Source organism: Lewinellaceae bacterium (genome assembly GCA_020636135.1).
Lineage (GTDB): Bacteria > Bacteroidota > Bacteroidia > Chitinophagales > Saprospiraceae > JAGQXC01.
In genome coordinates, this window is record JACJYK010000001.1 from 3,305,594 (window position 1) to 3,321,184 (window position 15,591).

The window sequence follows — 15,591 nt, forward strand, 5'->3', positions numbered from 1 at the left end:
CATTTTATGTTATTTAATGAAATCAGATTAGCAGGTAAGGGCATTTACTCCCCATCACTCCTAATCGTTGCTCTCCATTGATATAATACCTCACCAACGATTTTGTACTGCTCTTTCTGAAAAAAATCGTTCCGATAAATCCAGCATTCCAATTCATTTCCCACGTCGCAATAAGTCGTTTACGGCAAAAAGCTTTTTATCTTATGGGAAAATTGACGTCAATGCGATACCTGGGAATATGCTTACTGATCCTCTTGTTGAATGCCTGTGTAAACAACTACCCGGATGCTGCTTTTATGTATCATCCCGGTACACAAACCCGTTGGAGCAGCTTTGAGAACCTGAATGGGGTAAAAGGAGCAGGAGGCCAGGAAAACAACGGCGCCAAAGGGCATGCATACGATCACCTGCCTGCCGGGGAAAGCATCACTGTACTGGATGTCAAGGGACCGGGGATTATCAACCGGATGTGGTTTACCTTATCGGAGCGTACACCCCGGGATCTGCGGGGACTAAGGATCCGGATGACCTGGGACCAGGAGTCGTCTCCCGCAGTGGATGTCCCTTTCGGAGATTTTTATGCCCTTGGGTTAAGCACAGGGCTGGCTTTTGAAAACGCCTTTTTTGCCAGCCCGGAGGGGCGCTCTTTTACATCCTATCTCCCGATGCCATTTAAGGACCATGCGCGCATCGAACTAGTCAATGATCTGGACAAAGCAATCGATCTGGTCTTTTTTGACATCGACTACCAGCTTATTCCAGCCTGGGATGAAAACATGATGTACCTGCACGCTTATTGGCACCGGGATACTGCGACCACACTGGCAGAAGATTTTGAATTATTACCCTCTGTACAGGGTGCAGGGCGTTACCTGGGCACTTCTGTCACCGTCTTCCTGAATCACCGCTATGCCAATGGCTGGTTTGGGGAAGGTGAAGTCAAAGTTTACCTGGATGGTGATGACCACGCTCCTACCCTGGTAGGCACCGGCACGGAAGATTACATCGGTACCGGCTGGGGTCAGGGCCATTATATCGGCCAATATCAGGGTTGTACCGTCGCAGATAAAGAAAAGAAACTATATTCTTTCTACCGCTTTCACCTGCCGGACCCAATCTATTTCCACCAGGGTTGCCGCGTTACCATCCAACAAATGGGTGGTGACAACAAAGCCAATCTGCAGGCTGTTCAGGCTTCCGGGGCGCCGTTGATTCCGGTAGAGATTATTGAAGAGCACGGCGTATTTCATCCCATGTATGAGCCGGGAAAAGTGGTGGACCTCAGTCAGCCTGATCTCCCCGGTACGACGGACTCCTGGGTGAATTATTACCGGTCTGATGATGTAGCCGCGATCAGTTATTTTTACCTGAAGGCGCCGGGGCACGATCTGCCGGAATTGCAGGTGGCTGCAATACGTACTGTAAAGACGGCGGCGGAGTGATCACTGGCGTGGGATCACTTCCTGCCAGTTTTTCTGGTGGATCACCTTACCTCCCTCTTCCAGTCGCCGGGTATAGTCGTAATAATAGGCTTCCGAGTCACCGGAAAAATGAAGTTCACCAATCAGGGTTATTACCCGTCCGTTTGCTTCCACCGTGATGGTATAGATACTGTTCACTTTGGCCCCCTCCGGATGCAGGTCACTGACTTCGTGGGTTATGGATTCCGTATAGGCAATGGTTCCAAAGGGATATTCATCGCGACCCGAGTTGGTCGCCAGTACGGTTGTCGTCTGGGTTCGCTCATTGCGGGTGATGGTGTTTATTTCTGCAAAGCCTGATAACGTTTCGGATTCAATCGAGCGATATCCGGCCAGAACGGGATCCTCTGCAGGTCGCTTGAAGGGCTGCTCCAAAGGGGTGGCATGCCGCGGCGCCTGAGGTAGCGTGACCCCGGAAAGATACCTGCCTCCACCCAGGAGAAGTGTTTGCATGGGAAACGGTGTAGGCCAGAACATGGGCCATTGTGCATTGTTTACTGCTACACGTATCCGGTGGCCGGGCTGAAAGGTCCACGATGTCACATGCAGCTCTATCGACAGGCGATACACACTATCCGGATCCAGAGGCTGTGGAAAAATGTCCGAATAGCGATGAGTACCATTAAATCCGGCGCCAGTGACCTCGGTTACGCTTCCATCGGGAGCCACATCCGACAGCCGCACGACCCAGTTGGCTTCAGGAGCATCCGCAGCCACCCATAATGTCACTTCAGGAAATCCCATTACTCCAACTGCTTCGGCCAATACCGGAGAGTCATACACCAGGCTGTAAGCATCCGCAGGTCGCTGGTCCGGCGCCCAATCGCCCCACCACATCACCGAACCGCTAGCTTCAATACCCACGGTCGGCTTATACCGTAAATGATGACTAAATGTATCGGAGGCAGCTGCTCCAAGGCCGTGGTTTGACGTGAAATACAAAGTGGTGTCCTCGCCGTCCGGCCACCGGTCATCCTGAATCCATTGTCCGGGAATATCCATGAGGTCAAAGCCCGGGGCATGATGATCACGCTGATAATAAATAAATGCCGGTTCCTCCATGATCCCGTTTTCTTCACCCCGTAACCAATGATCAAACCATCGCACGGCAATATCTCTCCACTCGATGGCTGGCTCCGGCTCTGCAGTGTGTGGCCAGGTATGATTCCAGGGCCCCAGTATGGCCTTATAGGGTGCGTCCGTATGCTCCAGGAAACGGGGGATAAAATCCCGGTAACCATCGTACCAGCCACCGATCACGAAAGTGGGGATATCAATGCGGGAATAGTCTTCGTTTAGCGATGCCCGATCCCAAAATGGACCATCGGTCTGATGACGCTTGTACTTTAACAACCAGGGTTCCGTATCGAAGCGATCTGCATACCAGGCACTGTCCGTGATAAAGTCCGGCGGCCCGGGTACTGCATTACCCACATCCATGCCCAGTTCATACGCATCCAGGTGCATGATGCCATCCATAAAATGGACGTCATCCTGATAGATATCATCCGTGGACATCAGGGAGATGATGGTCTTCAGTGCGGGAGGGTGGCGCATGGCCATATGCAGTCCGTTAAATCCACCCCAGGAGATACCCAGCATGCCGATGTTCCCATTGCTGAAGGGTTGTATGGATAGCCAGTTGATGATCACCTCGCCATCAGCCTGCTCCTGTTCGGAGTATTCTCCATCCACCAGATGACCCTCGCTCCGTCCGGTCCCCCGGATATCAACCCGCGCAAATATGTAGCCAGCACGGACAAAATAACTGTAAAACGGATACCGCCTTCCGCGACTTTCGTCTTTGCGGTAAGGCAGATATTCCAGAATGACAGGGTATGGCTGATGTTCTTCAAATCCGGGAGGCAAATACAGATCAGCCGCAAGGTGCACTCCATCGGGCATCGGGATAAATACTTCCCAGATGGTGATGGAATCCGGTGTTAGGATAGGTGGTTGAGGGGTCTGGGCGTGGAGGGGGGTGAAAAGAAGGGACACAAAGAAGATCAGGTAATAAATGTTCACAGCTCCGGGAAAATACATCTTCATTTTAATTATCTTAGCTACACAAGATATCCAATCAATTTGTACCCATTACAAACCTATCACGTTTATAATCATGCTAAAGGATCTGATAATTTATATCGTGAAAAAAAGAACTATACCTATTTCTTAAGCAAGTGGGAAGAGCATATAGATCCAGTGGCAAAAACGATAGCATATTGTCTTATGCCAAACCATTTTCATGCTTTGGTTGAAGTCAGAAACCACGTGTGCATTCTGCTTGAAATGGTCGAACGACAAAAATTCAACATCGGGCATGTCACCTGCCTTCAAGGTTTTATTGATTTGAAATCAATGAATGAGCTTAAACAATATCTGCACAATTTGAAGCAAAATAATCTGACTGGAAACCTTGAAGGCAATTTGGAACTTGAAAAATTACTTTCAAAATACGTTGTCCAGCAATACTCAAACTTATTTAACGGATATACCAAAGCCTTTAATAAAGTCTACAGCAGAAACGGCAGCCTTTTTACATCAAACTTTAAGCGAAATCAGGTAAAAGACTATTTAAATATTCGAAATGTAATCAGGTATGTCCATTTAAACCCTGTTCATCACCACTTTACCAAACATCCGAATGATTGGCCTTTTTCTTCATGGCATGATTACAAGGAAGAAAAAGACTTTGCTTCAAGCAGAATGGCGCAATATTATCAAACATTCGAGGTGTTTTACACATCCAACACCCCCTCCCCGCCTACTCCTCCCGGATCGATTTAATCGGATTTGCACGGATGGTGTTGTAAATCAGCATCCCTACCAGTGTCAGACAAATGGCCATGAGGATGAAGCCAGCCAGGACAAAACTGGTCCAGGTCACAGGTATGTGGTAGGCGAAGTCGGTGAGCCACTGCTGAACAGTGGTCCAGGTGAAGGGCACCGCAATAGCCAGCCCGATCAGGAACAAAAGCAAGTATTGACGGTTGATCAAATAAAGGATGGAACCAAGTGATGCACCCAGCACTTTACGGATGCCGATCTCCTTCCTGCGTTGATCCAGGGTAAATGAAACCAGTCCAATCAGGCCCAGGACCGCAATAAATATAGACAGTAGACACAGGAGTGAAACCAGCGAGCTGAGCTGGTGTTCCCGGTTGTATATACCTGCCAGTTCATCATTGAGAATCACATAGTTAAATGGTGACTCCGGATTAAATCGATCCCATAACCGGTGTGCTTGAGCGATGGTTTCACGTTCCTGGTCCTGGCGGTATTTAATCGCCACCACCCGTCCATCTCCCCAGACCGGAGCATCTGTACGAAAGAAGATGATGGGAGCTATGTCTTCATAGAGCGATTGAAAATTAAAATCCCTGGATACACCAATGACTTCCGGGTTGTCCTCTAATTCCGGATAAATGATATGCTGATGCAAAGCCTCCTCCGGTGACCAACCAAATAATCGAGCTGCCGTCTCACTGATAATGACGTGATTTTGATCTCCCGGATTACTTTGCTCAAAATTCCTTCCAGACAATAATTGTAACCCGAGTGTAGGAAAATAATAAGGATCTATTTTAAGTTGGTTGACGGATAGTTTGATCTCAGAGCCTTCCCTTGAAAAAATATCTTCATAATAAATCTGTCCGGGAACATTCATGGCTACCGAGGCTCCTTTTATTCCCTGCATATTGACCAGCTCGTCCCGGAAAGCATTCAGATGAGTCGTTAATTTTTCAGCATTCCGTACCACCAGAATATTTTCACGGTCAAAGCCCAAATTTTTTTGACTTAAATAATTCAGTTGCCGTGAGATCAGTAAACTACCGCTCAGCAAAGCCAGCGAAATTGCAAATTGCAGGGTGACCAATACATTGCGCATACCAGGAGACCCGGATTTATTGCTTTTATTTCCACCCAGTACGGATATTGGTTTCAGTGACGACAAATAAATGGAAGGATAAATTCCTGCTAAAAATCCAATACCTGCAAGAATTAATACGACCACTAGAAAAGCCAGCAGCCTAAAATAGGCGAAAGAAATAACGATGCCGATTTGTTGTTCGATTAAAGCGGTAAGCGCCAGTATGACCGGGATAGCCAATATACCAGCCATAAAGGTCATTAATACTGATTCAGTTTGAAATTGCTGGGCAAGATTATAGGTAGTGGCCCCAATGGATTTTTTTACACCGATTTCTTTACTCCGTAAATTCGCCCGGGCCGTGCTCAAATTGACAAAATTGATCAGGGCCAATATTAATACCAGCAGCGCCAGGGTTTGCAGTATCCGCACGATCTTAATATCCCCAATGGTTCCCAGACGATTACCTATGCCTGTCGAATGGAGATGTATGGATCGTACCGGCTGCAATTGAAATTTCCAGTCGCCTTTCCCCTGCATAAAGTCATCGTAGTCCATTCCAATGCGATCCAGCGTTGCACGGATCCTGGGGTTAAACAGTTTGGTCATTTGTGCATTAATGGATGGAACCGAAGCACCCGGAGCTACTTTCACGTAAGTAGCCACCTGGGACCAGATCCAGCTCCAGTCAAACTGTTTAACTGCGGGGTTGGTCGGCATCGAAAGCAGGAGATTAAATTTGAAATGCATATTGATCGGAAGATCGGCCGCGACCCCTGATACCACCACCGGGGTCTGATTGTCACCCAGCAATAATATTTTACCCATTGCCTCCTCATCCCCAAAATATTTATGGGCTGTTTCTTCCGTGATGACCACTTTATTTTTTCCGGAAAGGGCATTTTCCGGATCCCCGGCAACCAGCGGGAGGGTAAAAAAATCAAAGAAGTTGGAGTCAGCCGCCAATACATCATTTTCCTGGAATACCAGTGCGCGTAGACCATCCTGATGGTACCTTACCTCAAAACTTCCGGGTGTGTTGATCCTCGTTGCCGCCTCAATCCCGGGGATCTCCTGCAGCATCTGTTCCGCCAAAGGGGGGGCCGTACTGGCGAACCAACCTCCGTCCTGAGACCAGATATTGGTTTGATTGATGCGGTACATTTTATCGATGTCCCGGTGAAAGTCATCGTAGCTCAGTTCCTGGCGTGTATAACTGAAAAGAATGAAGCAGACTGCCAGGCCTACCGCCAAACCACTCAGGTTGATCAAAGAATATCCAAAATGGCGACGGTAGTTGCGCAAGGCAATCTTGATGTGATTACCCATCAATGAACGGTTGAAAAAATGCATGGTCGGATGATTTCGGGAAATAATTCCCCATCTGAAAAATCGGAATACATGATACAGAAACATCAAATTGGCCCTACGCCGGCTATGATGCTTCAAATGCTGTTCGTATTGCTCCATCAAGTCGCCTTCGACACTTTCCACCAGTGCCGGGGGGCAGAATCGACGCAACAGTCGCAAACCCCAGCGGGAAGGTCCCTTGTCCATGGGTTAGCTTGAGAATTTAAGTCCGGGCAACCATTTCCACAATTGCTCGCGGGAGGATTTAAGGCTTTGTAACGTAGCCATGCCGGCATTGGTGATGGTAAATATTCGCTTTCGCCGGCCTCCCCGTAAATTAGTCGCCCCGCCCATCTGTGATTTCACCAGGCCTTTATCCTCCAGCCGGTACAGGGTGACGTGCACCGAACTGAGGTTGACGGCTTTATCCAGCCGGCTCTTGAATTCTTCGACGATGGCATTGCCATAGGCTTCCTCACCCAATATGGCGACCAGCGTCAATACCTGCTCTTCGAAATGGCCAATTTGATCCGGAATCATATCTATTAGATTTGTCAAACAAATGTATTTATTTCTTTAAGATTTGTCAAACAAATATGGATCAACAGCCTGGATCATCGATGAACAGCCTGGAAACATAGGTTAAAATCGGCTCCACTTCGTACAGGTCCGTACTTAATTAGCCCTACTGAACCTCAACGACCAACAGAGCATAACGGGTCATTGGATGGCTGGCGCCATCTTTCACCTCGGCAATGAGGTGTATGCTTCCACGGTCCGCATTGTCGGGTATCCGAAAATGCACTTTATTACCGCGACTGGTCAGATGGACTTCACCGGGATAGGTTCCCGCTTCCCGATATTGCCAATAACGGATTTGGAGCAAATCGCCATCCGGATCTTTGGCTTTGATCCTGGCATGAATCTGATCTCCCGGCGAAGCTGTCCGTACAGCCTTTCCCTTCAACCGTACATCCGGGGCATGATTGGCCTCCCTATATGGCTTTATACACCATTCTGCCCGCGCGGCAAAGTCCTCCTGTATTGCAGGTATCCAGCGGGTTTGCGGGTACGATTTATCTTGTTGCTTGGTATACGGATTCCAGTCGGTCACGAGGTCTCCATCCTCCCATCGCTTCGGTTGAGTCGCAGACGGCACCAGACGGCCTCCCCAGCCACCGTATTCGGGATGCTGCAGATTATCCAGTCCGACATTGATCAAATGCAAATACGAGGGCGAATCCCCTTCCGAGATAAAATCATATTTTCCAAAGCTGCCCCACTGACCGTCTTTCAGATGGGCTGGGTCGCCGTGGATGTGCTCGGGATCACCGGCTTGCTTCTGGCCGTCGCCATAACTGTAATATTGTGTGAGCAATGGACCATGACCATGAATGATTGCATCACCCATAAATTGGCCTTCAAGAAAATGATGCCATGCTTCCGGCACCGTGCGTTTCCAGAAATAAGCAAAACTCCAGAATTGACTGGTGTTGTAATAGATTCGAATATCCGGCCAGTTGGGTGCAATGTATTTGGCATAGGTCGCATCCTGATCCAGGATCATATACAGTATGGTTTTGTCACAAACCTTCCGGTAGACAGCATCCCACCGGGCAGTGTTTCCATATTGCTCCTGGATCGACTTCAGGGCCCGGGCGATGGTATTGGTCCCTCCCCAGACCTGCAGGTAAATGGGTTCCGGATTATCATCCAGCAAACGGTCCTTGATGAATTGTGAACCTTCCGTTTCTTTCTCCATCTCTCCTTCAAAATCGATGTTGCCAACCCGTACCAGGCTACGCAAATAATCGGCCGTCGGATACCCTTCCGCATGCTGGGATAAACTGGGATAGACTTCTGCATAGGCATCGAGAAGCGTGTCCATCCATTGGGTACCCGGCCAGCGCAATTCCATTCGTTCCCCGTAAATTCTCCTGGTCATCTCCAGCTCCGAAACAAATGAGGTTCCCTTGCCATCACCTTTATAGTGCCACTGGGAGCTGCTGTAGATCAGACCTTCCAGGTGAAACTCATTGGAATACAACAACATCCGGATGAAGGAATCCACATCATCAATTTCTCCGTCAGTGGTAACGATGGTATTGGGTTTAGCCACAGTCTGAGCTCCAAGTGGGGCAGTTGCCGGGAGTAATAGGCAAGAAAGTACGATCAGGGTGCAACGGGTGATTGAGTAACACATGCTTTTCTGTTATGGGAACTTAATTTACGCGATATTTCTCAGGATCAGGGCTCCATGACTTTTTCCAATGCTCCGGGTATGTAAATCAGGTCAAATGGCTCATTGTATACCAGATACATCATTTCCCAGCCAGGTTCAAACTTTTCCTTAAAGAAGCGCAGGCTCTTGTAATGTGAAAACTGGCGGATCCGCTCATAGGCCAGTTTAATGATCCGTTCCTGAATGTTCTCCGGGTCGTCGATTCCACTCATTGGAACCATCCCCAGATTACACTGGGTAAAGCCCTGATCCCGTAACCGCTCAAACATCCGGACGAACAAATAATCCATAACCCCATTGGGCGCATCATGGGTCCGGCGCATCAGATCAAAATTAGCCATACCCGGAGTGGTACAGGGTATGATATTTACAAAACCAACGATCTTGCCCTGGGTGTTCTCAATGGTAAATACCTGCTGTTCACGCAGCTCATCCACATCAAATAATCCCTGTGAAAAAACCAATTCACTCCGGTCGGTCTCTTTCAGCCAATCCCCGCTGACTGCCTGTAACTGCTGCAGTAATCGGTCTGTCTGGGGAGGGTCGTAGGTGTGAAATGTGAAGCCTTCTTTTTCCAGCCGGTTCAACACATTGCGTAATGCTTTTTTGCCGGCGCCCTGCAGGTTAAACTGCGTCAGGTCCACATTAGCATCCTCGCCAACCGGCAACGATTTTTTACCCAATTGCTCATAGGTGGCCAAACTGTGCTCAGGGATGCGGTACCATGCCGTCCGCAATCCATTATCCCTGCACCATTGCTCAAATTGCCGGATGACCTCGACCATCGACGCTTCATCTTTACAGACCGGATTTTCAAGAACAATGGCATAGGTACGGCTGGTTTTATAGGCCACCATAGCTTCCCCATCCTCCGAGAACCAAAATGATTTATCATCGTATGACTTGAAATAATCCAGAGGCGAGTTGCCATAGCGGGAAACCAGCACTTTGGCTTTCTCGCGATCTTCGGAGTGGCTCTTGCTGCGGATCACCAGGGGTCGCAGGGATAAAAAAGCCAGGTATGCCAGCGAGGCGCCCCCGAGGAAATGCATCCCGTAGAGAAATTCTTTGGCAAACCGGGTGACCGGAACCAGATCCACATTAAGCAGGAGCAACGAGGTTGCCGACTCTTTCAATGAAGCCAGGAGGGTAAAATCTGCATTAAAATGCCGCACGTTGATAAAATAAAACCCAATGGTTCCAAAGGCCAGAACGCCCACCAAAACGACCAGCCCGGGGAAAAAACTCAGCCTTGCCAGAGCGAGATCGTTGTGGATGAAATAGTGTTTCCGCTCAATCAGCAAACTCACCAAAACGATGAGTGCGACCAAAGCCTCTTCATAATCGATCCCTTTGGTGAGGTGGGTGATCAGGGACAGTGCACTCAGTATCACCGCCATCCACCAGGCATTGCGCAAGCCCCGCAGCAGATAGGCACCTACACCCAGCATCAATACGCCGGAAAACAGGACAAAGTAGGTGGAAGCATTGATCGCAGCCAGCGGCAGATAATCCGCTAAAACATGCATCCTTGCTGGTATTGCCGGCGTGATGGCGCTGAATATATTGACCAGGCCTAAAGCAAAGAGGAGCAAGGCGGGGAAAACACGGACCAACAGCGATCCTCGCTGGAATACCAGCAAAATGGCTCCGATGATCAGCAGGGACCAGAATTCAAAAAAGCGAAACAGCATGGCCACGGATATCGCCTCAATGGTCGTCAGGCCAAACAACGTCAACGCATACGTCAGCGCTACTTCGATAACCCCTACCCCACGCAAAAATGGCGAACTCATCAACAGGACCAATACGATGGCATAACCGATGATCGCAGCACTCCAGGATGCCGGCAAATCCAGCGCTTCCATCGAAATATACAAATGGCTGATACCGATCAATTCGATGACACAGGATAATAACAGCACCTTCCAGAAGGACCGTTGGTCAAATGCGTTCTGGCGCAGATTGCTGAGGATCTCCGACAGGGAAGGCATCTTGCGGTCCAGGTAATGATACCAGGGTCCACCGCTACGGATATCCCGGATGGCATAGATCACTAAGCCCATAAACAGTGCTATCAGGACTATGCCTAAAACCATACCCCCGCTGAGCTTGCTTTTCAGCAGCAACCAGATCAATGCCGGAATGCCAATAATGACCGAGGACAAAATGGAATTGATGCTGAAAATGGAAGAGGCGAAATAGGTATCCGTCTTGGTAACGCCTTCTTTGCGCTCCAGTTCTCCGGTAAAAAAGAACATATTGGTTAATAGTCCCGCCGGCAGAAAGACACTGATCAGATTACGCTTCAGATATAAAGCCATTGCAGTGACCAGACCAATCTTCCGGTCGATGGCTTTAAAGCTGTACACATACATCAGGCCCTGAACGACAATAAAACCGATCAGAAGAGCCACTCCTGCGATCATCCAGGGAATCCGTGCGACCTTCAGCGCGTCGATCACTTTGGGTATCTCGGCTTCTTCGTGCCGGAAAAAATACACCCCTAAGCCAACAAAAAGCAAACTGAGGGCAATTTGTAACAAGATCTTTTGCTTACCGCGGAGAAAGTGAAGTGCCTTATGCATAGCGGCAATTTAGGAAAAATGATTAAAACGAAAATAAGGTGTGACCCGCTATCGGTATACTGTCTTTTGGATGAAATAAGATGGTTACTACTGACCCTTAGCTCAACTGGATAGAGAACCCGGCACTTTACCGGGGAGATGGAGGTTCGAATCCTTCAGGGTCAACAAAAAATCGCCAAAACATGGCAAACCCAAAATTTTACTCCAAAAAGCTGAGTAAAAAGCATAGCCTAACCACCGACTTTAAGCCAAAATGAAAGTTTGCAATAATTAAGTATTTTAGCCAAAACCGCTGGCTATGAAATACGCAGGCATCTGCATTGGGATAATGGTTTACTGTTGTTTTACGGTTGCCAATGGTCAAACCGTTTTAGGTGCTGTACGCCCCAATACCAATCCGGCATTGCCTGAGTCCTATCAATTTTCCGAATATGTATTCCCTGAACCGGATGATCAGGGAACCTGCTTGGGCATAGGAAACGCTTCCGCATCGTTGAAAGGCATTTTTTTTGCCCAAACGCAGCGGTTATCCATTGACCATCCATTTTATTTTTTAATCGGATATCGGCCCGCTTTGTTTCAGGTGGCTGTTACCGGTATAGGGCAGGCACCTGATGTCCAGGTGGAAGGATTTATGAATGGGAATTCACTGGGTGTAAAATGTCTGAAAGGACCTGCGGAATTACCATCATCCATTGACCTGAGCGTACCAAATTTTGACGATTATTTTTCCGTGACACTACCCAAAGATTGGATCCAGTCAGGATTAAGTCTGAAACTGCATATTGACGGGCAAACCAGAATAATTACCCCAGATGAACTTAAAATTGGGCCCTATACGGAGCTCAACCTGGTTCTCTTCGAAATGGACCTGCTGGATTACAATACGGAGCCGCCGCACTTTGCACAAATCCCGAACCTACTTGCTGAAATGGCCTCAGTATTTCCAGCCAGTGTCGTGCGCTTTGGTAAATTTCCACAGCGCCTGGTTATGCCCGAAGTAATTGCCAACAATGACTCCGAGCAACTGGTCCGGTTAAAGTCCCGGGGCGAAATGCAAGCCAATAACATCAACAGCGACGGGTCCATCAATTCCATTGCCACCCTGTTTATGCAGAACCTGCACCGCAGCACGCAGGATTATCTGTCAACTTTCTATTTCGGAAACACACTCAACCTTTCCCCGGGCGGATGGGGAGGTGGCAAGTCCTTTGTAGGTTTTGATTATGACGATGTATTTGTACATGAATTGGGACATGCCTTCAGTCTTCAGCATTGGGGAGATTACTACCACAAAGAAAATCCGTCCGAATGGGAATACGTCTATCCCTACGGGGGTGACACGGGCAATGGTGGGGGCCGGGGCGAGTCCTGGAGCTTTCTGCAGCATTTGTATGAATTCATTGACCCCATCTGCCACTATGATGCACGCGGTCAGGCAGGTCTTGAGGCATCGGATGCCATGCAACGAAATAACCACTGCCTGCAAGCCCGCAGCTATGGCCCGGGACCTTGGGAAGGGTTTGGTGATTTTTCAGAACTGGCTATGCAGCGCTATATGATCGGAAGTATGGAACTATACACGGGTGAAGTTAATTACCGTGGAAGTGCCGAGCCATTTCAGTTCTACAGGCAGCAGGGATTTCCGTTGGCAAAAATCGAAAATGGACAGCGGGTCTATCAGCGGGACCCGGCGCAGCCGCAGGATGCAACGTACGAAGAACAGATGCAGGTGTTGGGTCAGGAAAAGCTGAATACTTCTGTCTACCTGGTTTATGGTACCGCCCATGAGACGCAGCCTCAAGCAAACATTATTTATAAGCCGATCAAATTCACCGGAACTTTGCCGCCAATCATCGATCCTACCGATCCTGCAACTTTTAGCCGGATGCAATCGGAATGGAGGCCATTTTTCGAACAGTCAAAAGACATTACTCTGAAAATGACCTATGCAGACGGCAGCACTTTAATTATGGTCGATCCTTACCAGTCCTACATCAGGACTGCTGATTATAATTGGGGGTATCACATCTGGCGTAATGATTTATGCAACTTTGGATTGGTGGTGCCAGGTGACAAAGAACTGGTCAAAGTTGAACTATACAACCGTCCTTTGGTATCCAGGGATCAAAGTGACCATACCACTGGCAATATCAACGACCTCAGCCAAAACATTACCGCTCAGCATTTTATGGAAGGCGCAACGCTGCAGGCTGTCTATCCAGGCGTGCGGCCCCTTGGCGCCAATGCGATCGGTAACCGCGTTTGGAATGATCTCAACCGCAATGGAGTGGATGATTTTGGGGAGCCAGGGATTCCGGGAGTCAGCTTACTGCTTTGGGCGGACTCGGATGGCGATGATATTCCAGACTCCAATGGGTTCAGAGGAGTCGTAAAAACGGATTCCAGTGGCTTTTATCGCTTCAGTGGTTTAGAGCCAGGTAAATACTTGGTATTTGTATGGTTTCTCGAAAATTGGGACGAAGGCCAGCCGCTTCATGGCATGGTCAGCACCAGTGTCGTTTTGGACCCAAACACAGATATTGATAAAGACAACAATGGCCGTCCGGGCATTCAGTTTGCAGGATTGGGAGAAATGGATTTCGCCTCCGGTATTATTGACTTGTCTGAAGATGGAGAACCTCTGGATGATGATGATGTAGTTTCGGATTGGTTTGACTACAATCCTTCCGGGAATATGTCTGTGGATTTTGGATTTTATATTCCGGGCGGATGTCCGGTTATCAATGCCAATTTATTGGGGCCCGATACCTTGTGTATGGATGACGAAGGCACCTTACAGGCTGAAGCGGCAAGCGGCACAGCTCCTTTCAGCTACTTGTGGGATGACGGATCCACCGGTCTGCAAAGGGCAAATATTGGCCCGGGAACGTATCAGGTAACACTTACCGACGCCAACGGCTGCTCGGGAGTAATCCATAAGGTTGTAGAATCAAAGTCACAGGCAAACTGCCTGACTACCGCTGTCGAAGGTCTTACTTCTCAACCAGTCAAGATCTTTCCGAATCCATTTATGGATCAGGTCCGGATCCTGTCAGAAGCTAGACAACAATCTTTGGTGACCGTATATTCGATTTATGGCGTTAAGGTTCATACTGCGTGGGTCAACGGGACGCATAATACGGTGGACCTAAGTGCTCTTCCAGCCGGGATATATCTAATTCTGGTAAATGATAATGTGGGCGGAGTGCTGGCAAGGGAGAGGATAATCAAGTTGTAGCAACTTTAACAGGCGTACGCTTGTTATGGAATTTATGGTGCATATTTTCGACTAAAATGGAGCACTTAACGTTCATTTTAAGGACAAACAGTGTGTCAAATATCCGGTACTTCATGTTAATACTTCCATACAAATGGGTTCACTTCCTGTGTTTTTTATGGTTAGGAATTATCCCTCCTTCCGTGCTGACGGCACAAGAATTGCAATTGCACTTTACCCCTGCATCCGAAAACCATGATGCCCCATTGGTGTTTTTCTTATCAGGCGACGGCGGATGGGTCCACTTCTGTCAACCTTTTTCAGATAAAATGGCCGAGCTGAAAATGCCTGTGATCGGACTTGACTCCCGGAAATATTTTTGGAATCATGTCCAGCCGGAAAAAGCCGCACAGGATTTGGCGCCTGTCATGCGGGAATATCTGCAAAAGTGGAATCGTAAATCCATCCTTTTCGTTGGATTTTCTTTTGGAGCAGATGTTGTACCGTTTATTTATTCCTATTTGCCCACCGACCTGCGGGAGAAAATAAAATTAGTCGTATTAATGTCTCCTGCAAAAACCACGGATTTTCAGGTACACTACATTGACATGATGGGCATGGGCCCTGACAACTATGCAAACGATGTGGTAAAGGCTATGGATGCCATTCGCAAAGTACCCGTATTATGCATCTACGGTGATGAAGAAAAGCCAATATTTCCTCCGGACTTCATTCATCCGAATATAAAAGTTGAAACCGTAAATGGCTCGCATCATTATAAAGATGGTGATGGCGTATCCCAATTGATCATTGATGCCATGCGATGATGCTGGTTGCCA

Annotated in this window: 9 protein-coding genes and 1 tRNA gene; 5 read left to right on the top strand and 5 right to left on the bottom strand. The window is 48.2% G+C overall.

Annotated features, from left to right (window positions below):
• Window positions 1-221 precede the first annotated feature (221 nt).
• Window positions 222-1,442: a DUF2961 domain-containing protein gene (locus H6570_12720; GenBank protein MCB9320144.1), complete on the top strand. Its 1,221-nt coding sequence runs from the start codon at window positions 222-224 to the stop codon at window positions 1,440-1,442.
• Here the strand turns inward: H6570_12720 and H6570_12725 are convergent, their stop codons facing one another.
• A complete protein-coding gene (locus H6570_12725; protein ID MCB9320145.1) occupies window positions 1,443-3,530 on the bottom strand; it encodes a CocE/NonD family hydrolase in 2,088 nt (695 codons plus the stop codon).
• A gap of 36 nt (window positions 3,531-3,566) precedes the next feature.
• Between H6570_12725 and H6570_12730 the strand changes: the two genes are divergently transcribed.
• Window positions 3,567-4,268, top strand: coding sequence for a hypothetical protein (locus H6570_12730; protein MCB9320146.1), 702 nt, complete (start codon window positions 3,567-3,569; stop codon window positions 4,266-4,268).
• Here H6570_12730 and H6570_12735 read toward each other — a convergent pair.
• The 4 genes from H6570_12735 to H6570_12750 form a co-directional block, all read right to left on the bottom strand.
• Entirely contained in the window at window positions 4,246-6,909 is a 2,664-nt protein-coding gene (locus tag H6570_12735) for an ABC transporter permease (protein MCB9320147.1), read from the bottom strand. The genes H6570_12730 and H6570_12735 overlap by 23 nt on opposite strands.
• A 3-nt stretch (window positions 6,910-6,912) precedes the next feature.
• Window positions 6,913-7,242, bottom strand: a complete 330-nt coding sequence (locus tag H6570_12740; GenBank protein ID MCB9320148.1) for a helix-turn-helix transcriptional regulator — start codon at window positions 7,240-7,242, stop codon at window positions 6,913-6,915.
• Window positions 7,243-7,387: 145 nt separating this feature from the next.
• Window positions 7,388-8,905: a DUF1593 domain-containing protein gene (locus tag H6570_12745; protein MCB9320149.1), complete on the bottom strand. Its 1,518-nt coding sequence runs from the start codon at window positions 8,903-8,905 to the stop codon at window positions 7,388-7,390.
• Between the two features lie 44 nt (window positions 8,906-8,949).
• A complete protein-coding gene (locus H6570_12750) occupies window positions 8,950-11,532 on the bottom strand; it encodes a lysylphosphatidylglycerol synthetase family protein (protein ID MCB9320150.1) in 2,583 nt (860 codons plus the stop codon).
• Window positions 11,533-11,623: 91 nt separating this feature from the next.
• On the opposite strand from H6570_12750, the gene H6570_12755 reads away from it, so the two are divergent.
• From H6570_12755 to H6570_12765, 3 genes are all read left to right on the top strand, one after another.
• A tRNA-Lys gene (locus H6570_12755) sits at window positions 11,624-11,697 on the top strand.
• A gap of 133 nt (window positions 11,698-11,830) precedes the next feature.
• Entirely contained in the window at window positions 11,831-14,773 is a 2,943-nt protein-coding gene (locus H6570_12760) for a T9SS type A sorting domain-containing protein (protein ID MCB9320151.1), read from the top strand.
• A 113-nt stretch (window positions 14,774-14,886) separates the two neighbouring features.
• Entirely contained in the window at window positions 14,887-15,579 is a 693-nt protein-coding gene (locus H6570_12765) for a hypothetical protein (protein ID MCB9320152.1), read from the top strand.
• Window positions 15,580-15,591: the final 12 nt, after the last annotated feature.

Bases quoted from the DNA above. Each gene is read 5' to 3' on its own strand.
- H6570_12720 (MCB9320144.1), top strand. From the start codon at position 222: ATGCGATACCTGGGAATATGCTTACTGATCCTCTTGTTGAATGCCTGT.
- H6570_12725 (MCB9320145.1), bottom strand. From the start codon at position 3,530: ATGAAGATGTATTTTCCCGGAGCTGTGAACATTTATTACCTGATCTTC.
- H6570_12735 (MCB9320147.1), bottom strand. From the start codon at position 6,909: ATGGACAAGGGACCTTCCCGCTGGGGTTTGCGACTGTTGCGTCGATTC.
- H6570_12740 (MCB9320148.1), bottom strand. From the start codon at position 7,242: ATGATTCCGGATCAAATTGGCCATTTCGAAGAGCAGGTATTGACGCTG.
- H6570_12745 (MCB9320149.1), bottom strand. From the start codon at position 8,905: ATGTGTTACTCAATCACCCGTTGCACCCTGATCGTACTTTCTTGCCTA.
- H6570_12750 (MCB9320150.1), bottom strand. From the start codon at position 11,532: ATGCATAAGGCACTTCACTTTCTCCGCGGTAAGCAAAAGATCTTGTTA.
- H6570_12760 (MCB9320151.1), top strand. From the start codon at position 11,831: ATGAAATACGCAGGCATCTGCATTGGGATAATGGTTTACTGTTGTTTT.
- H6570_12765 (MCB9320152.1), top strand. From the start codon at position 14,887: ATGTTAATACTTCCATACAAATGGGTTCACTTCCTGTGTTTTTTATGG.